The following is a 26,285-nucleotide window of genomic DNA, read 5'->3' as shown; positions in this document are numbered from 1 at the left end:
CGTGAAAAACCGGACGGACGCAAAAGCCTCATCCACATTGCGGATGAGGCTTAGGGGGTATCGGTCAGAACTTGACCTGAGGCGTCTGGCGATCGGCTTCGTCGACTTGGAAGTACGTCGCCTGCTCGAAGTGGAACAGACCGGCGATGATGTTCGTCGGCACGACTTCGATCCGGGTGTTGTACTTCTGCACCACATCGTTGTAGAACTGACGGGCGTAGGCGATCTTCTCTTCGAGGGACTTGAGCTGGGACTGCAGATCCATGAAGTTTTCGTTGGCCTTCAGCTCCGGATATGCCTCGGCGGTGGCCTGCAGGTTGACCAGTGCGCGGCTGAGCTGATTTTCGGCCTGAATGCGCTGTGCCACGTCGCCGGACTGAGCCGCCTGCACCACACCCGCGCGGGCTTGGGTCACCTGGGTGAACACCTCGGACTCGTGGCTGGCATAGCCCTTGACGGTTTCGACAAGGTTCGGGATGAGATCCGCACGCTGCTTCAATTGCACGTCGATCTGAGCCCAACCGTTCTTGACGCGGTTACGCAAGGTAACCAAGCCGTTATAAGCGGAAATGGCCCACAGCACAATAAGAACAATTACGACGACCGCGATAATAATGCCAATATTCATCGCCAATCCTTACCTTTAGCTTATTATTTCTTTGACTATCTTCGCATAGACCCTACACATTGTACTATCTTGCCTATTTCATCCCAAATGGCATCCGACTCCGATATGCAGGGCGGCACCATGATTGCCACGCAATGACGAACGCGTGGAGGGCCGCCCCGAATCAGTCAGGGCGGCCCTCCACGCGTTCGTTGCGATGAAGCCTCTAGCTATCAGCCTTCGCCATCAGTCCTCGAAGGGATCGAAGTCGCGACGAATGCGGCGACGCGGGCGTTCGGAACGCTCTTCGCGATCGGCGCGGTACTCGTCGTAGTTCTCGTCGGCGGCGTAACGCGGATTGCGGTCATCACGGCGGCCACGACCACCGCGACGGTCGGAACGACGGTCATCACGATCGTAGTCGCGATCGTCACGATCGGAACGACGACGCGGACGATCATCGTAGTCACGGTCGTCACGATCGTCATAGTCACGTTCGCGACGACGACGCGGACGATCATCATAATCACGGTCGTCACGATCGGAACGACGACGACGCGGACGATCATCGTAGTCACGGTCGTCACGATCGGAACGACGATCGTCACGACGGCCACGGCCGCCACGACGGTCATCACGATCGGAACGGTCGCCATGCTCGCGGCGAGGTGCGGAGGATTCCTGATCCTCGAAGCCCGGGATGGCGAGGCTGATCTTGCCACGGTCGTCGACGCCCTGCACGATCACCTCAACGGTGTCGCCTTCCTTGAGCACGTCTTCGACGGCGTCGATACGCTCGCCGTTGGCCAGGTTGCGGATCTGGGAGATGTGCAGCAGGCCATCGGTACCCGGGGTCAGGTTCACGAAGGCACCGAAGGAGGTGGTCTTCACAACCTTGCCGTTATAGGTCTCGCCGGATTCCGGCACGTGCGGGTTGGCGATGGAGTCGATGATCTCCTTGGCCTTTTCGGCACCCTCGCCGCCCTCGGAAGAGATGAACACGGTACCGTCATCCTCGATGGCGATCTCGGCGCCGGTCTCTTCCTGGATCTGATTGATCATCTTGCCCTTCGGACCGATGACCTCGCCGATCTTGTCGACCGGAACGGTGGTGGTGATGATGCGCGGCGCGAACGGGCTCATCTCGGCCGGGCCGTCGATGCACTCGTTGATGACCTCGAGGATGGTGGTGCGGGCTTCCTTGGCCTGCTGCAAGGCAGAGGCCAGAATGTCGGCCGGAATGCCGTCGAGCTTGGTGTCGAGCTGCAGGGCGGTGATGAATTCGGAGGTGCCGGCGACCTTGAAGTCCATGTCGCCGAAGGCATCTTCGGCACCGAGGATATCGGTCAGGGTCTTGAAGATGTGCTGGCCGTCGACGTCACCGGACACCAGGCCCATGGCGATGCCCGCGACCGGAGCCTTCAGCGGAACGCCTGCGGCGAGCAGGGACAGCGTGGAGGCGCACACGGAACCCATGGAGGTGGAACCGTTGGAACCGATGGCCTCGGAGACCTGACGGATGGCGTACGGGAACTCCTCGCGGCTCGGCAGCACCGGCACGAGAGCCTTCTCGGCGAGGGCGCCATGGCCGATCTCACGGCGCTTCGGGGAACCGACGCGACCGGTCTCGCCGGTGGAATACGGCGGCATCTCATAGTTATGCATGTAACGCTTGGACTGCGGACCGGACAGTGCGTCGATCTGCTGCTCCATCTTGAGCATGTTCAGGGTGGAGACGCCCAGAATCTGGGTCTCACCACGCTGGAACAGGGCGGAACCGTGCACGCGCGGCACGATGTCCACCTCGGCGGACAGGGTGCGGATGTCACGCAGGCCACGGCCGTCGATGCGGTAATCCTGGGTCAAGATACGACGGCGCACGATCTGGCGCTGCAGCTCCTTGAAGGCGTTGCCGATCTCCTTGTCCTTCTCGGCGTCGTCCATGTCGGTGAACTCTTCCGCGAGGGTGGCCTTGACGCCTTCCTTGATCTCGTGGATGCGATCCTGACGCGGCAGCTTCTCGGCGATGGACAGAGCCTCATCGAGGTCGGCGTGCGCGATCTCGTCGATACGGTTGTACAGATCCTCGGTATACTCCGGGAAGAGCTGGAATTCCTTGGTTTCCTTCGCGGCGATCTTCTTGAGCTCGGCCTGGGCCTCGCAGATCACCTTGATGAACGGCTTGGCGGCTTCGAGACCACCGGCGACGACTTCCTCGTCCGGCTTGGTCTGGCCTTCGTCGTAGATGAGGTGCCAGGCGTTCTTGCCGGCACCGGCTTCGATCATGGCGATGGCGACGTCACCGTTCTCGACGACGCGGCCGGCGACCACGATTTCGAACACGGCGCGCTCACGCTCGCTCCAACGCGGGAAGGCGACCCACTGGCCGTCGATCAGAGCCAGACGCACACCGGAGACCGGGCCTTCGAACGGCAGACCGGAAATCATGGTGGAGGCGGAAGCCGCGTTCAGTGCGATGACGTCATAGGCATCATCCGGATTGACGGCGAGTACGGTTTCGACGACCTGCACCTCATTGCGCAGGGTGTGCGGGAACAACGGACGCAGCGGACGGTCGATGATACGGCAGGCGAGAATGGCCTCGGAGCTCGGGCGGCCCTCACGGCGGAAGAACGAGCCCGGGATTTTGCCGGCGGCATACATCTTCTCTTCCACGTCGACGGTCAGCGGGAAGAAGTCGTAGTTCTCCTTCGGGCTGGAACCGGCGGTGGTGGTCGACAGAATCATCGAATCATCATCAAGATAGGCGGCGACGGCACCATCCGCCTGCTGGGCGAGACGACCGGTCTCGAAGCGCAGCGTGCGCTTGCCGAATGAACCATTATCGATAACGGCTTCTACAGCCTTGATTTCGGGACCCTCCATAGGGTTCCTCCTTTTTCTGTACTTTACTTAACCAACTATCGGTTGTCCTCTTCAGCGGACGTCCACCGATTTCAACATGCGTGACGCGACGGTACCTTCGTCGCTTTCCTCAATCCTTGATTCTAGACCTCTTACGCCCCAAACCGTTGGGCCTTCATACTGTCTTTCCTCATCGCGGCTGTCATGCAAAAACGCCCGGGCGCCGTATGACGCTCGGGCGGAAGATTATACTATCGGCGCAGACCCAGACGCTCGATCAGGGAGCGGTAGCGGTTGATGTCAACGCGCTTGAGGTAGTCAAGCATACGACGACGGTCACCGACCATCAGCAGCAGACCACGACGGGAATGGTGATCGTGCTTGTGCTCCTTGAGGTGCTCGGTCAGATCAGCGATGCGCTTGGTCAGCAGAGCAACCTGGACCTCCGGGGAGCCGGTGTCACCCTCGTGGGTAGCGTAAGTCTTGATGATTTCCTGCTTTTCCTCAGCCGTAAGTGCCACGGCATCCTCCTTATGTTGCTGCGCGGTGCTGCCGGCCCAATACCGGCGCGCTCTCTATCCGCGGGCGAAACACGCCAAATGGCAATCATACACGAAGCCCGGACCAAATCATCATGATGCGAATCCGCGGAATCGGACGGACCGATGTCAGACGGCGGTGAGCAACCCCCCGAACAGCACCACGCCCAGCGCGACCAGCTCGATCACGAAAAACAGGATGAACGAGGCCCAGCTGCGCGTCAATACGTTCAGCTTCGATTCCTTCTTGATGCACACCAGCAGCCCCACCCACAGCACGGCATAGACGGCCACGCCGAAGCCGGCCGCGATGATGCCGAGATTGGCGGCATTCGCCAGCCCCGAGGCATTGCCGTACATCACATAGGTGGCATTCCAGAAGTTGAAGCTCAGCAGACACAGGCCGGCCACGAACTGTTCGGCGGCCAGGCCGATGACGAAGATCGTACCCCACAGCCATTTCTTCGCGTCGGCGACCATAAGCCCCAGGCCGGCCATCGTCATGATGGTGACGGTCCACGAAATCAGCGCGACGCCGCGGGGATTCAGAAAACTCAGATGCGCGACCAGCCAGGTGGCGTCCTTCACCGCGATGGCGCGGCCCCACCAGTAGGGCGCGATCATGGCCGCCAGCACCAGCACGATGAACAGCACCCAACGGCCCGGATGCGATTCGCGGCGCTCGATGTCGGCCAAGGACAGGTCGGACCGTTCGATGGATGCGGTCGGGTGCTTGGAAACGTCGACCGTCTCAACCGCGCCGTCAACGGCTTCCGCAGCCTTGTTGCTTTTCGCCTGTGCCATGTTCCGCTCCATTTATACATGCGATTCCTGCGACCGTCGCGTCGTCTCGCAGCAGTTATAGCATACCCGGCACGTCACGCAATCGCACGGCAGGTATGCAAAAGGCGTGCCATCAGGCACGCCTTGCTTCTTCTCTTAAGCCCGTTATGGAGCGGATGACGGGAATCGAACCCGCGTAATCAGTTTGGAAGACTGAGGCTCTACCATTGAGCTACATCCGCGTACCGCCTTGCGTCGGCCCGAGCCGACACGAAACGACTCGAGCCATTATACACACTCCCCCAACAATCGCAAGTCTCCCCTGTCTGTCCTATGCTTCGGCCACACAGACCTGATAGGGTTCGAGGGTAACCTCGGCGGGCAGCATGATGTCGCCGTCGGAATCAAGGTAGGCGGTCTGGCGTGCGGACGAGAAGTTGAACAGTCCCAGCACCGTGCGTCCTTCCACATGGCGCACCATCGCCAATACGGCATCATTGTGCGCATCCCACGTCGTAACCCATGCATCCGGACCGAAACACGGATCGTCGCGCATCTCGCGAATGCCCTTCAGACCGTCCCACATCCGCTTCTGCAGGGTGCCGGCCTGCTTGCGCTTCTCGGCATTCTCCCAATTGAACGGACTGCGGTGCAGATTACGGGAGTCCTCGACGCGATCCGGATCCTCCTTGTATTCCCAACCGTTGAGCTGCACGATCTCGTCGCCGCAACTCAGCATCGGGAAGCCTCGCAGGAACGCCATGGCCGAATGCATCATCAGATCGCGTTTCATCGAAATGTCCAACAACGGCCTGTCGTGCGTGATCAGCGCACGTTCCACGCCGCACATGCTGGCCGTGGTGCCGCAGCTGCGCGCATCCTTCGACGCCTCGTCGTAGTTGTACAGCTCGCCCATGGCCCAACTGCCGGGTACGGAACCCTCATAGAAGTGATACAGAAACTCCTTATGCTTCAGCGGATCGATGCCAAGGCGAAGCTCCTCCGGCTCGTCGAGGCCCCAGCCGACATCGTCATGGCAACGCAGATAGTTCACGAACCAGCAGTTCCCCGGCAACGCGTCGAGCTTGTCGAGCTGGTCCTTCAGCAGGCGCACGTCACCGCTGGCGAGTGCACTCCACAGATTCACCATGATGGACACGTTGTACAGCATGTGGCATTCGGGATGTTCGGGAGTGCCGAAATAGGCGGCGAGTTCCTTCGGGGCCATCACCACCTCGCCCTTGAGCACCACTGCCGGGCAGACGCATTCGAGCACGATGCGCAGCATGCGCACGATGGTGTGCACCTGTGGCAGATTGCGGCAGTTGGTGCCAAGCTCCTTCCAGATGTACGGCACGGCGTCGATGCGGAATACCTCGACACCGAGGTTCGCGAGTCCCAGCACGCTTTTCATCACGGCGATGAACACCTTCGGATTGCGGTAGTTCAGGTCCCACTGGAACGGATAGAACGATGTGAGCACCCACTTGTGCATGTCTTCGTTCCATGTGAAGTTGCCGGGTGCGGTGGCCGGGAAGACCTCCGGTACGACGGCGTCATACTGATCGGGGACGGTGCGGTCGTCGTAGCAATAGTAATAGCCCTGATATTCGGGGTCGCCCGCCTGTGCGGCCTTGGCCCAGCGATGGCTGGATGCGGTATGGTTCATCACGAAGTCGAGGCACAGGCTGATGCCGGCGCGGCGCAGCTTCTTGGTGAGCGCAGCCAGATCCTCGTTGGTGCCCAGGCTCGGGTCGACCGAATCGAAATCCTCCACCGCATAGCCGCCGTCGTTCTGCGGATGCGGCATTTTCAGCAGCGGCATCAGATGCAGGTAGGTAAGCTTCTGCTCCTTGAGATAGGGCACCTTCTCGGCGAGATTCTTAAGATCTCCGGCGAACAGGTCGGTATACATGGTCATGCCGAACATGTTGCCGCGCTTGTACCATTCCGGATCGGCCACGCGTTTGGTGTCGAGACGCTTCAGATCGGCCGGTCGGGCCGCATGGGCCTCATTCATGAGCTCTCGCAGGCTTTCCAACGCTTCGGCATCGCCATACAGGCTCGTGAACAGTTCCTCCAGCTCCTCGCCATGTTGCGCGAGACGATTTGCGAATGCTTCGTCGGACTTGGAACGTGCGGCCATGGGCGGACTCCTTTGGGAAACTTCGTTGTTGTGAGTCTTTACGCAGCTTCCGTTGCTGCGTTGCCACTCAGTGTAGCGCGGCTCATTGCGTTTACCAAACCGGTTCGACGCGTGCTCTCACCTACTCTCAAACGTTTGATGGCCACCCATCACCCCCTGTCGGTAGTGATATACGCCACCGCCGATGCGATGGCTCCGTCATGACTCAAGGAGATGTGTATCGCATAGCATTGCGGCGATCCCAGGGATTCCCGCAACTTGCACCGCACTTCCGGGGGCAGGCAGACATGGGGCACGCCATGCGAATCGTCAAGGATTTCGATGTCCGGCCAAGGGAAAGCGTCAATGGTGTAGGGGCGTGCGGGAGTGGCGGCATCACGTTCCGCCACGAAAGCCAACGCCTCGCACCAAGCCTTGAGGAAAGCCTCCTTACCGGCCCAGCGGACGGCGAGATGCACCGTCTCACCGTCGTTCTTGGCCTTCGCACGTTGCGCCGCCTGGCGTAGTTCGCGCGCGGAGAACAATCCGCGCATGCGCGAGCCGGACAAGCCCAACTGTTCGCCGAACGCGCCCACGTCAACCACGTCATGTCCCAAGCCCAGCATTGAACGATCCCTTTCATACCTCAACCGCAACGTTCCGACGACCGCTGCCTGCGCACATCAATCGTAGGAACCCCCAATCGCCGAACCAATGGGAGATTCCCTACGCAATACGGCAACCCGCCGTCGGCGGGTCGTCACGGTACCGCAATGCGGCTCGGACGACCCGCCGACGGCGGCTTTCGTCAATCATTTCGACAGGACGGCTGGCCTGCCTGTGCAAGCCAGCCCGACCTTCACGCCTCGAAGTAGCCGGATGCTCCCAGACGGGCGTTCGGGTCGAGAAGCATGGCCTTTTCGACCTCGTGGGCGTCGTAACCGCGGCCGTCCTCATGGAAGCGACGGTTGTCGATCGGCTCATAGAGCGCGGCACGACCCATCATGCCTTCCTCGAGGCGGCGCTGACCGGCGGCCAGACGTGCGTTGGCGCGCTCACGCCATGTCTTCAGGGCCTCACGACCTGCGGTGTACGCCACGGAGGCTTCGAAGGCGCCCGGATTCACGATTGCGGCGAAGCCGGACACGTGGCCGAAGCCCAGCGAAGTGGCGAGACCCGCCTTGACGGCACCGATCTTCAATGGTTCCCTCAGCCAGACCATGTGATCGTCGCGCTCGAGCTTCGGATCGACGCAGTCGAGCGCCGCATTCGCCGGAACCACGCCGGACTTGAACAGCTGCGTCAGCCCGTTGACCTGGAAGATGCAGGCACCGCCCTTGGCATGGCCGGTGAGCGACTTCTGCGAAATCACGAACAACGGATTGCCGTCCGTACGGCCGATGGCATGAGCCAGTGTGTTATGCAGCTCGGACTCGTTCGGATCGTTGGCGTTGGTGGACGTGTCATGCTTGGAGACCACGGCGATGTCGTCCGGGGTCACGCCGAGTCTGGCCAAATCGTGCACCAGCTTGGAATCCTTGCCACCCATGCCGGCAGCAAGCGCTCCCAGTCCCGGAGCCGGGATGGACGTGTGCGCGCCGTCCGCATAGGAGTGCACGAATCCGATTACGCCGGCGACCGGCAGGCCCAGCTTCAACGCGACGTCGCCACGGGTCAGCAGGATGGTGCCGCCGCCTTGAGATTCCACGAAGCCGCCGCGACGACGGTCGTTGGCGCGCGAGAAGAAGCGCGCGTCGATGCCCTTGGCGTACATTTCCTCTGAATTGGCGGTGGCGTTCATGTTGCCGAATCCAATCACGGATTCCACACCGATGTCGTCGATTGCGCCGGTGACCACGAAGTCGGCCTTGCCGAGGGCGATCTTGTCGGCGCCCTCCTCCAAGGAGACGGCAGCGGTGGCGCAGGCGGAGACCGGCTGGATCATATTGCCGTAGCCACCGATGTAGGACTGCATCACGTGTGCCGCAACGACGTTCGGCAGGGCTTCCTGCAGGATGTCGGTCGGAATCTCATGGTTGAGGAAACGATCCAGATAGAGCTTCCTCATGGAGGCCATGCCGCCGAACCCGGTACCCTGCGTGGAGGCCACCATGGACGGGTGTACGGCTTCGAGAATCTCCGTCGGCGTGAAGCCGGCGGACAGGTAGGCGTCGACGGTGGTGACGATGTTCCACAGGGCGATCTTGTCGACGTCGCCGACCATGGAGGCCGGAATGCCCCACTTGACCGGATCGAAGCCCTTCGGGAACTGGCCGCCGACCGTACGGGTCATGGCTGCGCGCCGCGGCACGCGAATCATGGAGCCGGCATGACGGGTCACGTTCCATTCGCCCGACTCGGCATCGGCTGCGATGGAAGCGTGGGCTTCGTCGAGCTTGACGTACTCTTCGGCGATCTGGCGGGTCGGCACTGCGAAGGTCACATCGTGATCGAGGAAGACTTCGGCCTCCTCCTCGTCGGTACCGCCCTGATAATCGCCGCCCATGCCTTCGTCGAACGGACGGATGCCGGAACGGGCCACGACTTCGTCGTGGTAGCGTTCGGCGATGTCCTCTTCGGGAACCAGGTTGCCGTCGGCATCGTACCAACCTGGTTTCGGACTGTCGTTCCAAGTCAGCAGACCCATGTTCCAAGCGAGTTCGAGCACCGCTCCCGCGGACAGATCGACCCGCCCGTCGGCATGGATGCCGAGTTCGGCTTCGAAGCGGGTGCGGCCGGAGCCCCACGGGCCCAGTTCACCCACGGAAACGATGACGATTTCGTCTTCCGGACGTGCGGTGACGTTCTGCCAATCCTTCAGATCGACCGCCGCCTGGCGCGGGGCACGCGGGGAAGGCAGCGCCTTGATCAGCATGGCTCCCTCAGGCGTGGAACCGTCTGCATCCTGCGATCCGATCTGCTCGGCGGCCTTGGCCTCGGCATCGGCCATGGCTTCGGCACGAAGCGCCCTGATGTCGATCGGTTCGGCACCCAGGCCGCCGGTCAGATCCACGTCGAGCGGAGCCCTGACGGCTTCCTCACGAGATTCGCGAGTGGCCAGATCGAGCAGTTTCACCGCGATCTCGGCGGTCGAATAGGTCTTCAGACCGTGACGTTCCACCACTGCGACCAACGGATCATTGCCACCCATCAGACCGGTGCCGCGTACCCAACCGATCTTCGGATGGGCGAATGTGACCCGGCCGGACCACGCCTTTTCGGCACGGGCACGGTTCACGATCGCATCGAACGAACTCTTCACCTCACCGTACGCGCCGTCGCCGCCGAAGATGCCACGGTTCGGCGAACCCGGCAGAATCACATGCAGCTTGTGCTGCACGTCGGTGTCGGCGCCGATCTTGGCAAGACCGGCAATCGCACGTTCCACGCCCCACAGCATGAGGCGGGCCTGGGATTCGAACAACTCGCCGGAGTCAGCCAAAGTGCCATGCACCGGCGGCGCGGCGAACGGGAAGAACAGGCTCGGCTCGTAGGCAGGCTTGAGGATGGTGGTGGTTGCGCCGGAAGTCTTCTTCTGCACGTTGCCGACCCACTGCACGAGCGCGTCCACATCGCGGTAGCTGGAGAGGTTCGCCGGCACCAGCCACAGCCTGGCGTCGCCTGCGGCATGTTCACGATAGGTCTGCTTGGCCCACGCCTTCACGCTCGGCTTGAAACTGTGCGAAGTGGCGACGACGGTCGCGCCACCGGCAAGCAGGCCGTTGACGACCTGAGCGGCGATGGAGTTCGGAGCCACACCGGTCACGACGGCGACATCGCCTGCGAACCTGCTGGCGGAAGCGTCATCGGAGATACCGTTGAGCGCTTCGATGGCCACATGCCGGAAGGCCGTGGCGAGGGCGGACCGCGTGGTCTCCCCCTCGGACGCGATCCTGTCCGCATACCAATCGGCTTCGGCGGCAATGGCCTTGCCAAGCCCGACGAAACCGCCGTCCAGAATGGAAGCGTCGTTGTCGTAGTAGGCACGGGCGAGGTCCTCACGTGCGGAGGCCCAACGGTCATCGAACAGTATGGCCTTGCGGGCATCGAACCGTGGTTCGACCTGCTTCGGCCAGTCGGAGCCAAGCTCGGCTTCGACGGCGGCGACCACGGCCGAACCCTCATCAGCTGGTTCGTCGGCCACCGGCGCGGCAACACCCAGCTGGTCCAACACGAATCTGGCGGTGGAGGCGAGCACGCCGTCGGCACCGGTCACCTTGGCCGCGAATGCGTCCAGAGCCGCGGAATCGACCACTGCGCCACCGGACGCACCACCGGCGCTCGGCATGGACACAGCCACACCCCTGTCGGAGGCGACCTTCTGCACGGCCGCATCGATCAGCGCATTGGCCTCGGCGGCATTGGAAGCCGCGGCGGCCGTCAGCGAGGCAAGATCACCGCCGCGCGAACTGGCACCCTCGCGGGTCTCGAGCACGAGAGCGGCCACCACATGGCTGGCCCATCCTTCGCCGAGTTGCCAGGTGTCGGTCACACGCTTGGTGATCTGACCGAGCTTCACACCGGCCGCGCCGAACAGGCCACGGACACGGTCGCGTACGATGTCGGCAAGTACCGGCCCGAAAGCCTTATAGTTCGGCGCCACTTTGTTCACCAGAGCGCTCAGCGCCTTGACGGTCGCCTCGGCGGCACCGTCGACCGAAGCCACTCCCAGTTCGGAGCTGATGTCCATGAGCAACTGGTTACGGCGAGAGGAAACGCCATTGGTCAGGGTGTCGGTGGTATCGGAATCGCCGATTTGGTCCGGGCGCACCTTGGCGGAATAGGCCAGCAACATGGCGATGGCGTCGGCCGCCTTGAACGGCATGTCGGCGACGTTCGCACCGGACGGGGCACCGGCGGGAGCCGACGGAGCGGCTGCAACCGATGCAGGTGCGGCGGCAGGCTGAGCCGGGGAAGCATCCTGAGTGGCAGCCTGCGCGGCCGTCTGTACGACCGTCTGTGTGGACATCTCGGCAACGGCGGAATCGTCGGCATCATCCTGCGCAACGAGCGAATCGGAATCGGTCATGTATACGCGGCCCTCATCGCGACCGACGTTATAGACGGTCACGTCACGACCCGAGAACTGCGGCAGTCGCAGGGTCTTGGCACCAAGATTGGCAAGCGTCGGGGCATTGCCGAGACCGACCTCAACATATTCCTCGATACCGCAACCGCCCTGCTCCACGGAAGAGAACAGCAGGGCCTGCGTCTCGATCCAACGTACCGGCGAAGCGAACTGCCACGACAGCAGCTCGGTGAGCAGCAGTCGGCCGAGCTTCTGATCGTCCTCGGCGTAGGAATCCCACACCTGCGGATCGTCGAGCGCGGCCTTGATCCGTTCGGATGGTACAACCTCGAGAATCCTGGCCGCGAATTCCTTCGTCATCGCGAACGGGGCAGCCACCAGATTCGGGATATAGCGACCGACCAAGCGGCCGCGATAGTCGATGTGCGCCGGCAGCAATGCGTCGAGCTTGTCGCGGAATTCCGGCACGCCCTTGCGCAACAGCGTGGAATGGAACGGCACGTCGATGCCCGGCACCAGCATGAACGCCGGCTTGCCTCCACATTCGGCGACGCGGCGGGCGGCATCGGCCTGCAGCGCCTTCAAGCCCGCGATGGTGCCGGCCACGGCATACTGCTGTCCGGCAAGGTTGTAGTTCACGATCTCAAGGAACTCACCCGAGGCCTTCGCGATGGACTCAACGTACTCACGCACGCCGTCGTCGCCCACGCCGAACTGATTCGGGCGAAGCGCACCCATGCGGTAGTTGGAACGGCCCTTCTCATCGCGAGGAATGAGATGGTGCATGGTGGAACCACGGTGGAACACGAGCTCAAGCACGGTTTCCAGCGGGATCACGTTCGCAAAGGAACTCAGCGCATTGTATTCGCCCAGCGAATGACCGGCGAAATAGGCCGGCCAGATATCGGCACCGGCTTCGCGCAGACGCGCGGTCTGGGCAAAGGCCACGGTGGCGAGCGCCACCTGCGTGAACTGGGTAAGGTTGAGCAGACCTTCCGGATGACGGTAGGTTACGCCGTTGGCGGTCAGCTCCTTCGGATTATCGCGTACGACGGCGAGAATCGAGAAGCCGAGCCTGCTGCGGGTGAGCTTGTCCGCACGCTCCCATACGTCGCGGGCGGCAGCGGATTTGGCACGCTCATCGAGCACCATGCCCTGCTTCTGGATGCCCTGACCGGGGTAGACGAAGGCGGACTTCGGCGCGCGCACGATGGCGGTCGCGCGGGAGACGATGTTGCCGTCGATGCGGCTGGTCACTTCCAGCACCATGCCTGAGTGGGCCACACGACCCACACGCTCAATGGAGATTTCCACTTCGTCGTCAAGCTGCACCATGCCGTACATGTTGTAGGTCCAGCCGGCGATCTCATAATGTGCGCCCTTGTCGTCGAGCGCCTGCACCGCGTACTGCGCGGTCGCGGACAGCCACATGCCGTGTACCAGCGGGGCCGTCAAGCCGGAGACTGCGGCGCCGCGATGGGAGGTGTGAATCGGATTGAAGTCGCCGGAGGTGCGCGCGAAGGCGGTCATCTCGTGCGGGGCGGTCACCGTGACACGGCGTAGCAGACGACGCGGGGTGCTTTCGATTTCGGCATCGAGCCCGCCGTAATCCGGCGCTTCCGGCGGCAATGCGTCGGAGTATGCGCGGCCGCGGATGGCGAAACGCTCGGTTTCATTGGCCAGCAGGGTGCCGTCTTCGGCGGTGTGGGTGACGTGGATGGTCACGACACGTCCGGAAGCGGACTCGAAGTAGTCTTCGGCCCAGCTGGTGAGGGCGATCGTTTCGCCGGTGTGTTCGAGGAGTTCGTCCTCGTTCACCTCGAGTTCCACAAGATGGTCGAGATGCACGGCGTTGAGCAGGCCTTCGATGACCGGGAAGCCCTTGACATATACGGAACCGAGGGCCGCATAGATGGCCGGCCATGCCGGCCCGACAAGCGCATCGGGGGCGATGCGGGACGGCACAAGGTCGTTCGGCAGCGCACCACCGGTGGCCGCTTCATGGTCGAAGCCGAGGTTGGCCGACAACGTATACTGCGTGTGCGCTTCGCCGAACGGACGGTCGGCGGCGTCTTCCATTCGTTCGATCGTCGGCATGGCGGTGAGCTTGTCGCCGGTGATGGCGATGTTGCCGATGCCTGCGGTGTCGGCGAGCATGCGATACACATGTTCCGGCAGGCGGTCGCGGTCCACGACCGGGAACAGACCGGCTTCGGTGCCGTTGACGTTGAGCGGGATCACGATGTCACGCACGGCATGCTTGGAGGCGCCGCCGTCCGGATCGTTGTCCCAGTAGGTGTCGAGGTGGATGTCGAGATCGTACTGTTCGACGTCGCCGTTCGTGCCGACCTTACGGATTTCATAATCGGCGTCGCCGTTATCGGTGCCGTACGCCGGATTGGCCATAAGATGGCCGACCCAGGAGATGTTCGGCGACTTGCGGATGAACTCCTCGGCGCAAGTCGCGGCACCCAGCTGCGCGAAGGCACTCAGGTCTTTCGCAACGTCATGCGCGGCGACACGCTGCACCATGGCCGATTCGAACCGGCCGAGGATGTCGGCCACCGGCTCGTCGACGGTGGTGATGCCGGCAACGGAGATCGGACCCGGAATGATACGCACCGAATCGGCGGAGTAGCGGGGGTCCTCCGACTGCCATAGTTGGTCCTGACCCCACCAGCGCAACAGATCGTTGTCGATGACCGGCACGAACGGCATGGGCTTGGGATACTCGCGCACCAAGGTCGGGAACCAGGCCTCGTCCATCGGGGTGACGGTCAGCTCATCGGCCTGCGGATAGGCTTCGCCCAGCTTGGCGATGGCGGCGTGCGGATCGGCCTGCACGTCGGCGCGGGAGGCGAACAGCGACGTGAACTCACCGCTTTCCTGCTCGGTGACGCGCGCTTCGATGCGTTGCAGCAGGTGCAGGAAACGGTCGGCGTAGGTCTCGTCGGCCCATGGGAAGGAAAGGTCGGCGAAACGCTGGGCCCACTGAAGGTAGGTCATGGTTTTCAAATCACCGAAATACGGCTTGGCGGTGGCGTTCAGCGCTTCGATGATCTCTTCGCGACGGCTTTCCAGCTCCTCGGGATGCTTCATGACGCGCACCAACAGACGGCCGCAGCGGGCGGAGGAGTTCTCCAGCTCGTAGATGTCGGCATGCAGGTGGCTCAGTCCGGAGGTCACCCCGCCCAAGGCCTGGCCGCTCGGCACCCACTGCTCACCCAGCGGGGCGAACGGATCGCCGGCGGCTCCCTTGGCGTCGATGCCCGGAGTGTTGACGAGCATCCGCTTGACTTCCGCACTGGTGTGGGCCTCTTTGGCGGTCATGACGGCGGTGCCGACAAGCACGCCGTCCACCGGCATGAGCGGACGACCGTATTCGGTGGACCATTCACCGGTGATGTAGTCGGCGCCACGTTCCGGCGTACCGATGCCGCCACCGGCCACGAGCACGAGATTGGACTGTTCACGCACTTCGGCATAGGTGCTCAGCAGCAGATCGTCAAGGGACTCCCAGGAATGATGCCCGCCGGCGGAGCCGCCTTCGACTTCGATCAGCACCTTGGTGGGGGCCACGGCCTTGGCGATGCGTACGACCTGACGAATCTGGTCGATGGTGCCCGGCTTGAAGCTCACATACGGGAAGCCATCGGCATTGAGGCTGTGGATGAGTTCCACGGCTTCATCGAATTCCGGAATGCCGGCGGAGATGACCACGCCGTCGATGGGGGTGCCGCTGGCACGCTTCTTCGGCACGATGCGCTGGGAACCGAACTGCAGGTTCCACAGATAGCGGTCCATGAACATGGCGTTGAATTCGACGGTGCGACCTTCCTCGAGCTCCTCCTCGAGTTTGGCCACATGGCGGTCGAACACACTGGCGGTCACCTGGCCGCCGCCTGCGAGTTCCGCCCAGTAGCCGGCGTTGGCGGCAGCGGCGACGATTTCCGGTTCCACGGTGGTCGGGGTCATGCCAGCGAGCAACACCGGAGCCTTGCCGGTGAGCTCGGTGAACGCGGTACGCACCTTGTCGCCGGCAGCGGTATGGATGACGCTCGGCGCAAAACGGGTCCAATTCTGGGTGCGTTCCGGTGAGGTCTCCAAGGTGGACAGCGCACCGCGATCGGCCGTGGTGAAGGCTTCCACCACACCGACGCCCGTACCTTGGGCCACGGTGGAGAACAGTTTGCCCACGGTGGCGCCGGGACCGAAGTCCAGTACCCACAAGGCACTCGGATCGGTGGACTTCATCAGGGCGCTCACACGGGCGGCCCAATCCACATGGTTGAACAGCACCTCGGCGGCAAGCTCACGGGCATGATCGGCATCAATGCCGCAGGATTGCGCCCATGAAACAGTCTGTGAAACAGCTTCGGCCATCAGCGGGCTGTGGAATGGCAGGGTCACGTCAAGATATTCGAGCACCGGATCGAACACACGGCCGCCGCGCACCTTCTCCTCACGCAGCTTGGCCTGACGCCTATGCTCCTTGGCGACCTCCACGCCGAATGCGGCAAGATCTTCGGGATAGCCCGACAGTACGTAATGCGTGGCGGAATTGGCCACGGCCACGGCGATCGGACCGTGCACGCCGGAAACACGTGCGATCAGCGCATCCACTTGGGCACGGGTGATGTCCTTGACCGACAGCATCGGAGTCGCCTCGCCATGACGGGCGGCAAGCCCCAACTGGCGGGCCTGGCGGGTTCCGGCAACACCGATCAGCGTAGCGATCGCAAGAATCTCATCGATCTGCGCGGTGGCCGCCGCGATGGAACCGGCCTGTTCGATGGCCTGAACCATATGTACGGCAAGCACGCCCTGAGAGTGGCCAAGCACGGCGATCGGCTTGGCCTTGGCCGGATTGTAGCCGAGTTCGGCGGCGTCGATCAGCGCACCCAACTGGGTGAGCGCAATGCCCGGAACGCTGGCCGCCGCGGATGCGGCGTCGCCAAGACGGGCCGGATTCGCCTCGAAGCCGAACAGGTCGACCGGACGTCCCGTGGTGGCCAGCAGGTCCGCGGCCACCGGGTAGAGCAGGGCCTGTGCCGCAGCGGCATGAGCGTGCAGCTCACCGTCGAGCACCGGATTGGTGCTCTGGTCGGCAAGCGCCACGGGCCACGGCGTGGACTGGCCGGCGAAGGCGAGCGCGTGCGGCTCGCTGTTCAGTCGATCGAGAAAAAAGGCGTTCATGATGTTCCTTACTTCTATTGCAAAAACTTCGTTGATGCTCCCCTACCAGGGGCAGCGTTACAGGGGTCAGAGTGGCTGATTGCCGTGATGCTTGGTGGTTTTGCGGGCGCGCTTCTTGCTGGCGAGCAGTCGCAACGCGTCGACGATGGTTTCGCGGGTCTGCTCGGGATCGATCATCGCGTCGATCTCGCCCATTTCCAGCGACAGGTTCGCATTGACGGTGGTGCGTTCGTACTCGGCCGTGTATTTGGCCCTGAGCGCCTCCACGTCCTTGCCGGAATCCTTGGCTTTCTGCAGGTCTTTGCGATGGATGATGTTCACCGCACCGGTGGCACCGAGCACTGCGATCTGGCTGGACGGCCATGCATAGTTGAGATCCGCGCCAATCGACTTGGAACCCATCACGATGTAGGCGCCGCCGAAGGCCTTGCGCAGAATCACGGTGACGAGCGGCACCTGCGCATTGGCGTAGGCATAGATCACTTTCGCACCACGGCGGATGATGCCTGCATGCTCCTGCTGCGCACCCGGCTTGTAGCCGGGTGTATCCACGAACGTGATGACCGGCAGGTTGAACGCATCGCATAGACGCACGAATCGCGCCACCTTTTCGGAGGAGTCCACATCGAGGATGCCCGCATTGACATTCGGCTGGTTGGCCACGATTCCCACCGGATGCCCGTCGATGCAGGCGAAGCCGACCACTGCGGAACAGGCGAACAGCTCATGCACCTGCACGAATTCGCCATAGTCCACGACGCAACGGATCACATCGAGCACGTCGTAGGGCTGCCGGTCGTTTTCCGGTACGACGTCGGCAAGCCTTCTGGCTACGTCCCGGTCGGCCCTGGTCGCCGCATACGCGTAGGTCGGCGGCGTGAGATCGGAGTTCGACGGCAGGTAGGCGAGCACCGTGCGCGCATAGTCGATTGCATCGGCCTCATCCTCGCCCAGATAGTGGGCCACGCCGGAGGTGGTGTTGTGCACATGGCCGCCACCCAGATCCTCCATGCTGATCACCTCGCCGGTGGCCGCCTTGACCACATCCGGACCGGTGACGAACATGTTGGAGTTCTCGCGAGTCATGATGATCAGATCGGTCAACGCCGGGCAGTACACGGCACCACCGGCGCACGGACCGAGAATCAGCGAAAGCTGTGGTACGAATCCGCTTGCCTCGCAGGTCTTCGTGAACAGGTGACCGTACTGCGTGAGCGCGGCCACGCCCTCCTGGATGCGCGCGCCGCCGGAATCGATCAATGCGATGATCGGCACCTTGAGATTCAGTGCCTGATCCATCAGCCGGCAGATCTTACGACCTTCGGCCACGCCCAATGTGCCGCCCTTGACGGAGAAGTCCTGCGCATAGACGGCCACTTTGCGGCCGTGGATCTCGCCGAAGCCGGTGATGACGGCGGCACCCGCCTGACCTCCGTTGATGTCGCCGCCGCAGAATCTGCCGATTTCCTCGAAAGTGCCGGTATCGAGCAGCAGATCGAGCCGTTCGCGGGCGGTCAGCTTGCCTTTGACATGCTGACGGTCGCGGGCATGGTCCTCCGCCTCGTGCGCAAGCTGCGCGGCACGCAACACCGCGGGACGGATCGGCTGCGAGCCTTCGACATGATCCACGGCATCCTGCACGGCCGGGCTGGTGAGAATATCGGTCATTGCTCGGCCTCCTCGTCCTTGGATTCGGGGGTTGTACCCGCCACGTTGATGGTGAGCAGCGTCTCCCCCGCCTCCACGCCGTTGGCCGGACCGACGAAGATCTTCGTTACCGTGCCCTTGACCGGCGCGTACACGTAGTTCTCCATCTTCATGGATTCGAGCACCACCAGCAGATCGCCCTTGGCGACCTCCTGCCCCTCGGCCACGTTGATGCGCGTGACCACGGCCTGCATCGGCGAGGCAATGATGCCGGACTGCCCTTCGCTGGCCTGCGGGCCCCGTTTGACGTGATGCAGACCCTGCCCACGCAGCGGCTGGATGGCACGTTTGGCGTCGCGGGCCTTGGCCGAACCGGTCAGGTTCGCCACGATGTCGGTCGGTACCGTCAGCGACACCCTGTGGTTGTTGACTTCGATCACGAAGGTCTCGCTGGATTCGATATCCTTGCCTTCGTCGGCGGCACCGCTCAGCGAGGCCGGCTGACCGCCGTGCGAGGAGGCGGCCTCCTTATTGAGGTACTTACGTTCCAGCCACTTCGTGCTCACGTCATACGCGGCACCATGCTCGGCGGTGAATTCATCATCGTTGAAGATTCGTTCGAACAGGCTGACCGGCGTCGGTACGCCCTCGATGCTCAGCTCCTCCAACGCACGACGCACGCGGGCCACGGCGTTCGCCCGATCGGAGGCGGTAACGACGAGCTTGCCCATCATCGAATCGAACTTCGGCGAAATGGTGTCGCCTTCAAGCACACCGGAATCCACGCGGATGCCCGGACCGGACGGCCAACGCAACGCGGTGAGCGTGCCGGAGCTCGGCGTCAGGTTCTTGGCCGGATCCTCGCAGGTGAGGCGCAGCTCGAAGCTATGGCCTCGAATCGGATGCTCCACCGTCAGTTCACCGCCGTTCGCAATCGTCAGCTGCTCGCGCACCAGGTCAAGCCCGCATACCTCCTCACTGACGGTATGTTCGACTTGCAGACGCGGATTGACCTCCAGGAAGTACACCTTGCCCTGTTCGGTCACCATGAATTCGCAGGTGCCCAGACCCACGTAGCCCACGGCTTCGAACAGGTTGCGGGAGTAACGGGCGAGCTGTTCCATCACGGTGTCGGGCAGGAACGGCGCCGGGGCCTCTTCGACCAGCTTTTGATTGCGGCGTTGCACGGAGCAGTCGCGCGTGGAATACACGGTGAAGTTGCCATGCGTATCGCGGCCGCACTGCGTCTCCACATGACGGCCCTTGTCGATGAAGCGTTCCACGAAGTATTCGTTCAGGTCGCCGCCCTGCAGCGCATCATGATTCATGTAGAATCCGCGAAGCTCATCGTCGTTGCGCACCAGCGTGATGCCGCGGCCGCCACCGCCGTCGGTGCGCTTCAACATCAGCGGATAGCCGTGCGTATGCGCGAAGTCGAGCAGCAGGCGCATGTCGGAAATCGAATGCGAGATGCCCGGCACCGGCGGGACCTTGGCGAAGGTCGCCACTCGCCGTGCGGTGATCTTGTCTCCCAGATCGACCAGCGCCTTCGGATTCGGGCCGACCCATGTCGCGCCGGCATCGATCACCTTCTGCGCGAAACTCGCCACCTCGGAAAGGAAGCCATAACCCGGATGCACCGCATCGGCGCCGCTGCGGTGCAGAATGTCGATGAACAGATCCTCGTTGAGATACGTGTCTTTGTAGGTGTCGCCCGACAGCAGATACGCGTCATCGGCCATCTGCACATATTGCGCATGACGGTCCTGTTCGGCATACACCGCCACCGTGGGAATCCCCATTTCGCGGGCGGTGCGCACTACACGTAGCGCAATCTCACCACGATTGGCCACCAAGAGTGTGTTGACGTTTTTAGGCATGTTGTCAACATTGCTCGCTTTTGCGGCTGCACGAACACTCGTTTTCCACAAAAGTGACGCGGTCTTTTTGTACGGCTCCACAAACGTAGTCGTAACTTCATTTTTCTACGATTAAGCCCGTCGGTTGACGAATCACGTCCTTTCGTCGCTATTTCAAGGAGATTTCATGCACCACGCAATCCTTACCATCAAATCGCTGTCCAACGGCAAATTCGGCTCCATATTCAAACCGGTGCTGTTTGCGCTCCTGCTATGGGCCGCTTCCGCCGCCGGCGAAATTCCCGTACCCGGCACCCCGGTGCCCATCACTCTGCAGACCTTTGTGATCATGCTCGCCGCCCTCATGCTGCCTTGGCGGCAGGCCGGCGCAGCCATCGCCCTGTATCTGGCCGCCGGCGCCCTCGGACTGCCGGTATTCGCCGGTGGCGCCTCCACCCTGGCGCTGGTCGGACCGAGCGCCGGGTTCCTGCTCGGATTCCTGCCCGCCGCCGTCATCACCTCTCTGCTCAAGGGCGAAGCGCGCACCGACTCGACCAAAGGCGGCATGCTGACCGCGGCACGGTATTGCGGCGCGGCCTTGGTGGGTTGCGTCGCCGTGGACTATCTCTTCGGATTCATCATTCAGTCCGCCGTCACGAGCGTATCCCTGCCGGTCGTGGCCGTCGCTTCCATGGGCTTCGTGTTCGGCGACGTCATCAAGGCCGTCGTCGCCTCGGCGGTGGCTGCCGGATTGGCGAAGCTTCGGTAGGGACCGGAACGCATCACCCATTGACGCATGCCGCCCTTCACCTCACCGTGAGGGCATGATACGCCTTCCGTTCGTCGAATCACCGGTTTTGGAGTACGCCCACGTCGGCGGTGGTGACTCGGTGAAGCGCCCCAAATCGATCCCGAATGGTGAGGGAGGCATCAGGGTTAAGGGCGATCGCCCGGCCTTGAAGGGCGGAACCGTCGGTGAAATGCGCTTCACAGGGCTTGCCCAAGGTCCAACAGACCACATTCATGGCTTCCAGGCAACGTTTGGCCTCGCGCTGAGGGTCGGCCTCGAAATCGGTTAGACGCAACCTGAGATCTCGCACTATTCGGGCGGCCAATTCATCCCGCAAGGCGGTTGGGTCCGGCAGGTCGCTTGCGAGCATCTGCAGGGAGATTGAGTTCTCCGTAGGCAAACGGTCGACGGGAACGTTGAGGTTCAGGCCAACGCCGAACACGATCGCCACACGTTCGCCGCAATCGGGAATCGGCACCATTTCGGCGAGAATGCCCCCAAGTTTCCTGCCGCCGACAACGATGTCGTTCGGCCATTTGAGCTGCGGCTCGGCGCTCCGGTGCGGGCAAGCCCCGCGAATCGCCTCCAGTACGGCCAATCCGGCGATCATCTGCAACCAACCGCCGATCGATGCGTCGCGCACGATCGACACGGGCACGTTCACCACGAAACTGACGGTGAACGACTCCCCCGGCCTACTGGTCCATCGGTGGTCGAGGCGACCTCGGCCGGCGGTCTGCGCATCGGCACACACCACGGCGATCTCACCTCCACGCCGAGCATCACCGTACAGTTCACCGGAGCGCACCAAATCGGCGGCGTAGGTGTTGGTAGAGCCCACCGAATCCAAGGACAACACGCAATCGGCCGCAACACAGGTGCCCGGCATCGTCAACGCCGAATCCATCAATCCCATCCAATACCCCCTGACATGCTATCTGCCCGCCGTGTGAGCATCTTCGCACGGCTTCAAACCTAACCCAAAAACAGACCGTTGGAAAATAGCGGCTATCACACCCAGCGGCAAACCTCCGACGCCCTCACCGCGTGAAAGCGCTCACACGGCGGGCAGGTAGCCCTTTAGGAGACATCAGGAGCCGGTCGGCATCGCCGTATGCCGTTGCCGGCGCGACTCACGCCAGAACTGCAAGCAAAGGAACCCGAACACGAAGGCGACGGGCAGCATGTGACGCTCGAAATTATTCGCCGGCGCGGTGATCATCACGCCCATGAGCAGTAGCAACGGCAGATGCCACGACAACGAACGCCAGCGACGCAGCACCACCTCGGCCGCACCGATCAGTAGCGTGAGCGTCACATACAGGTTGCCATGCACCAACCAGCCGAACACCGGGATTTTCCCCCACTGTTTGGCGAAGTCGGCCACTTTGTCGCGCCACTCATGGTTGTACAGGTGAATCCAGTCGTTATCTTCCTGCACATAATCGTTGTTCACGTAATAGTCCATCGAGACGTATGGCAGGTCGGTCACATCGAAGTAGCCGAAGCATTCGGCGAAGAAGGCGTCCAGCGCAATCACTGGATTCGCCTTGACGATTTCCAGCCACGCCTTGTTGAAGTTCTCCATGTCCTCTTTGGTGACGGTGCGCCACTTGTAGCTCACCTTTTTGGATTGGATGCCGGAGGATTTCACCGGGTCGGCGTCCTGCTGGTAATATGCGTCGGCCATTTGGTCGAGGTTGAAGATCGGCTCGAGCTTCGAGGCCGCGTCCGCCGGAATGCCCTGTGGATTGTATTTCGCCACGCGCGCGATCTGCTGCAGCTGAATGCCTCGGCTTTCGATGGGGTCACCGCTGATGATCGCACCGGAATCCGCGAGGAATACGATGCCGCCATGGATGAGCACGGTCGGCAGCAGCAGGGTGACCACATAGGTCTTCCAGCGCTTGCGGTCGTTCAGCAACGCCAGGATCAACGCCAGCACGATGATGTACCAGGCGTATTTCGCGCTGATCAGCATCACCACGCTCGACATGAAGAATGCGAGCATGGAACGCTTGCGCAGTCGCGTCGGCTTGCCGTTGATGGTCGGCAATGCCTTGATATGTGTCATATGCAGTTCGTACCACACCCCGAACCACCATACGAACGCGAAGGCGAACAGTGGCGACTTGGTCAGTGAGATCGTGGCGAACACGGCCAACGGGCACACCATGAAGAACAGCAGTATCACGAAACGCGTCTTCGCACCGGCGCGCAAACGGGAGGGGCGCGCGACCACACCGGCTTCCGGATGCATGAAATCACGCTGATTCCAACAGTCATGACGTTCCGGATGGGAAAAATCGAAGGAACCGACGCCAAGTCTGCGCCAAGGCAGGTTGAAAAAACGGTTCGCGGTGGCCGCGCAGCAGAAGGCGGCGAACAGCCACTGCAACGCCGCCAGCGTCACGATGCCCGCATCATTGGAATCCGTGAAATAGCGTGAGATTGCGGCTACGGCGCCGTAGAACACCGTCAGCACGATATTGTGCTGATCGGTCAGATAGGTCGGGTTCGCAGGCCACATGTAGTGCGCGGTCGGATAGATGTCCATCGGCACGAACGAGAAGAAACCGATATACGGCTGTTTGAGCCCGGTCCACTGGTTCCAGGCCCAGCTGAACTCACGGATCTGCGAACGGATGTCGGCACCGTACGCAGCCAGCAATGTGGTCGGAATCCACAGCCAGCCGATCACGAACACCAGCATGAGCTTCCACCAGCAGTCGGTGCAACGCGTCAGCTTGCGTCCGACCCAGATGACCACGGCATGCACGGCACGCCCCGGACGGCTATGCGCGGCATCGTGCACATGCTTCAGCACGATGCCGAGAATGGTGGTCGGCGTGCCCTCGACTTCTTCATGCAGCCGCTCATGCCGTCGTGTGAAATACCTCGGCAGTACGCGCTGGCCCCGTCCGAATCTGACCAGTGCCACGACGATGGCGAAAAACACGGCGAAGGAAAGCGCCAGAATCAGCATGTTGGCCCAGCCGAAGCCGTCCAATCCCACGTTGTACCAGTACAGCGGCCCGATGGCGCAGCACCATGCCAGCCACAGACATGCCAATACGGCCAGCGTCCAACGGCAGAAGCCGGAGAGTCGCGCACCACGGCTCCTGGATTTTCGTACTTCGGTCATATCCGGCATATTACCGTTACGGCCCGAATGCGCGATGCACCCGTCGCACGCGACCCACCGCAATTCATGGCGTCACCGACTAGACTTGACGAGTATGAATTCCGATCAGGCTGACATTCTTGACCTGCTGTCAGGTCATACCGACGATTCCACCATCGAACGGCTCGCATTCGAATGCCTGATGAACGGCATCGCCGACGAACGCGTCACTTCGTTGCTGAATGTGCTCGCATGGCGCGGCGCATTCGACTGCTTCGCCATCGGCGGGGTGCCGGCTTCCAATCCGATGGCCGCTTCTCTGGCCGCCCGCAAGTCCGTACGCGATTTAGGCGGTGAGAACGCGATTATTGGCACATACGGCAGTTTTCTGCTGATGTTGGTGCGGCAGATTGGCGCGGCCACTCCGGAGGTCACCTGCACTTCGGTGATGCCGGCATTCGCCGAATCCGATTCCGTGTATCTGAGTCCGGTACGTTCCGGTGTCGCCGGTGCCTCGCATGCCCTGCGGGAGACGTTGTTCTCATTGCAGGCGGCACCGGCCCTATCGACGCAGTCGCGCCCGTTGCGTGCGGATGAACTGCTGCCGGAACGTGCGCTGCTGGGTGACGATTACGCCCGCGAAGAACTGTATCGGAACGTTTACCGTGTATTGCGCGGCGACAATCCCGATGACCCGACCTATCTGACGGTCTCCACGTTCCTCAGGTACGGCAGTTCGTTGGAGAATACCGCCAAGGAGCTTAATGTGCACCCGAACACGGTGCGTTACCGACTCAAGCGCGCCGCGGAGACCACCGGCTGGGATGCCACCGACCCGCGCGACGCCTATGTGCTCACCACCGCTCTTGCCATCGGCCGCATGCGTGAGCACTGAGCCGCACTCGATTGCGGCTGTTCGGAATCCATCCCTCCTGATTCCGCATGGTTCCGCATACGACAAGACCCGCATCCGTCAATCGACAGGTGCGGGTCTTGTCAGGCGTTGATTACAGCCAGGCGTGCAATCAGGCGAGAATCGCCGGATCGACCGGGACGCCCGGGTTCATCGTGGAGGTGATGGTCGCCTTGGTAACGTAACGGCCCTTCACGGTGGACGGCTTCAGACGCTTGACTTCGTCGGCGATAGCCTTGAAGTTCTCTTCCAGAGCCTGCTCGGTGAAGGAGAGCTTGCCGATGAGGAAGCTCAGGTTGCCGTTCTTATCGACACGGAAGTCGACCTTGCCGCCCTTGATGTCCTTGATGGCCTTGGTGACATCCATGGTCACGGTACCGGTCTTCGGGTTCGGCATCAGGCCACGCGGGCCGAGCACGCGGCCGAGACGGCCGACCTTGCCCATCATGTCCGGGGTGGCCACGACGGAATCGAAGTCAAGGAAGCCGCCGGCGACCTTCTCGACGAGGTCGTCGTCACCGACGATGTCGGCGCCGGCCTCGAGAGCCTCGGTGGCCTTCGGGCCACGGGCGAAGACGAGGACCTTGGCGGTCTTACCGGTGCCGTTCGGCAGGTTCACGGAACCGCGAACCAGCTGATCGGCCTTGCGCGGATCCACGTTCAGGCGCAGCACGGCTTCAACGGTCTGGTCGAAGTTGTACTCCGGCATGCTCTTGAGGAGAGCGATGGCTTCGTTGGCGGTGTAAAGGTTGTTGCTATCGACCTTTTCGGCCGCTTCGCGATACTTCTTGGAACGCTTTACCATTTG

General features: G+C 62.2%; 13 protein-coding genes, 1 tRNA gene and 2 pseudogenes. 2 read left to right on the top strand and 14 right to left on the bottom strand.

What is annotated here, in order from left to right; all coding sequences use genetic code 11:
• Nucleotides 1-64: 64 nt before the first annotated feature.
• From HMPREF1494_RS00995 to HMPREF1494_RS00950, 11 genes and pseudogenes are all read right to left on the bottom strand, one after another.
• Complete coding sequence (locus tag HMPREF1494_RS00995) at nucleotides 65-628, bottom strand: LemA family protein (protein WP_003837481.1); 564 nt, start codon at nucleotides 626-628, stop codon at nucleotides 65-67.
• 225 nt (nucleotides 629-853) lie between these two features.
• Nucleotides 854-3,493, bottom strand: a complete 2,640-nt coding sequence (locus HMPREF1494_RS00990) for a polyribonucleotide nucleotidyltransferase (protein ID WP_034518577.1) — start codon at nucleotides 3,491-3,493, stop codon at nucleotides 854-856.
• Between the two features lie 230 nt (nucleotides 3,494-3,723).
• Nucleotides 3,724-3,993, bottom strand: a complete 270-nt coding sequence (gene rpsO, locus HMPREF1494_RS00985) for a 30S ribosomal protein S15 (RefSeq protein WP_003807806.1) — start codon at nucleotides 3,991-3,993, stop codon at nucleotides 3,724-3,726.
• Nucleotides 3,994-4,140: 147 nt separating this feature from the next.
• Complete coding sequence (locus HMPREF1494_RS00980) at nucleotides 4,141-4,827, bottom strand: hypothetical protein (RefSeq protein WP_003842695.1); 687 nt, start codon at nucleotides 4,825-4,827, stop codon at nucleotides 4,141-4,143.
• Between the two features lie 135 nt (nucleotides 4,828-4,962).
• A tRNA-Gly gene (locus HMPREF1494_RS00975) sits at nucleotides 4,963-5,036 on the bottom strand.
• 89 nt (nucleotides 5,037-5,125) lie between these two features.
• Entirely contained in the window at nucleotides 5,126-6,940 is a 1,815-nt protein-coding gene (locus HMPREF1494_RS00970) for an alpha-amylase family protein (RefSeq protein ID WP_034518572.1), read from the bottom strand.
• A 149-nt stretch (nucleotides 6,941-7,089) separates the two neighbouring features.
• Complete coding sequence (locus HMPREF1494_RS00965; RefSeq protein ID WP_034518567.1) at nucleotides 7,090-7,545, bottom strand: holo-ACP synthase; 456 nt, start codon at nucleotides 7,543-7,545, stop codon at nucleotides 7,090-7,092.
• A gap of 233 nt (nucleotides 7,546-7,778) precedes the next feature.
• A pseudogene (locus tag HMPREF1494_RS11935) lies at nucleotides 7,779-9,215 on the bottom strand (beta-ketoacyl synthase N-terminal-like domain-containing protein); the annotation flags it as partial.
• Between the two features lie 1,595 nt (nucleotides 9,216-10,810).
• A pseudogene (locus HMPREF1494_RS00960) lies at nucleotides 10,811-17,144 on the bottom strand (fatty acid synthase subunit beta domain-containing protein); the annotation flags it as partial.
• 66 nt (nucleotides 17,145-17,210) lie between these two features.
• Nucleotides 17,211-18,812, bottom strand: a complete 1,602-nt coding sequence (locus HMPREF1494_RS00955) for an acyl-CoA carboxylase subunit beta (protein ID WP_003837494.1) — start codon at nucleotides 18,810-18,812, stop codon at nucleotides 17,211-17,213.
• Nucleotides 18,809-20,671: an ATP-binding protein gene (locus tag HMPREF1494_RS00950; RefSeq protein ID WP_034519188.1), complete on the bottom strand. Its 1,863-nt coding sequence runs from the start codon at nucleotides 20,669-20,671 to the stop codon at nucleotides 18,809-18,811. The genes HMPREF1494_RS00955 and HMPREF1494_RS00950 overlap by 4 nt, the downstream gene beginning before the upstream one ends.
• 166 nt (nucleotides 20,672-20,837) lie before the next feature.
• Here HMPREF1494_RS00950 and HMPREF1494_RS00945 point away from each other — a divergent pair, with 166 nt between their 5' ends.
• Nucleotides 20,838-21,419: a biotin transporter BioY gene (locus HMPREF1494_RS00945; protein ID WP_034518560.1), complete on the top strand. Its 582-nt coding sequence runs from the start codon at nucleotides 20,838-20,840 to the stop codon at nucleotides 21,417-21,419.
• 79 nt (nucleotides 21,420-21,498) lie between these two features.
• On the opposite strand, the gene HMPREF1494_RS00940 is transcribed toward HMPREF1494_RS00945, so the two are convergent.
• Nucleotides 21,499-22,356, bottom strand: a complete 858-nt coding sequence (locus HMPREF1494_RS00940; protein WP_034518557.1) for a biotin--[acetyl-CoA-carboxylase] ligase — start codon at nucleotides 22,354-22,356, stop codon at nucleotides 21,499-21,501.
• Between the two features lie 174 nt (nucleotides 22,357-22,530).
• A complete protein-coding gene (locus HMPREF1494_RS00935) occupies nucleotides 22,531-24,594 on the bottom strand; it encodes a DUF6020 family protein (RefSeq protein ID WP_034518543.1) in 2,064 nt (687 codons plus the stop codon).
• Between the two features lie 85 nt (nucleotides 24,595-24,679).
• Here HMPREF1494_RS00935 and HMPREF1494_RS00930 point away from each other — a divergent pair, with 85 nt between their 5' ends.
• A complete protein-coding gene (locus HMPREF1494_RS00930; protein ID WP_034518540.1) occupies nucleotides 24,680-25,459 on the top strand; it encodes a PucR family transcriptional regulator in 780 nt (259 codons plus the stop codon).
• Nucleotides 25,460-25,589: 130 nt separating this feature from the next.
• Here HMPREF1494_RS00930 and rplA read toward each other — a convergent pair whose 3' ends face one another.
• Nucleotides 25,590-26,282, bottom strand: coding sequence for a 50S ribosomal protein L1 (gene rplA / locus HMPREF1494_RS00925; protein ID WP_003837505.1), 693 nt, complete (start codon nucleotides 26,280-26,282; stop codon nucleotides 25,590-25,592).
• Nucleotides 26,283-26,285: the final 3 nt, after the last annotated feature.

This window comes from Bifidobacterium sp. MSTE12 (assembly GCF_000513015.1).
GTDB lineage: Bacteria > Actinomycetota > Actinomycetes > Actinomycetales > Bifidobacteriaceae > Bifidobacterium > Bifidobacterium dentium.
Note: the sequence above shows the minus strand (reverse complement) of the source record. Positions and strands in the feature narration are given on the sequence as shown.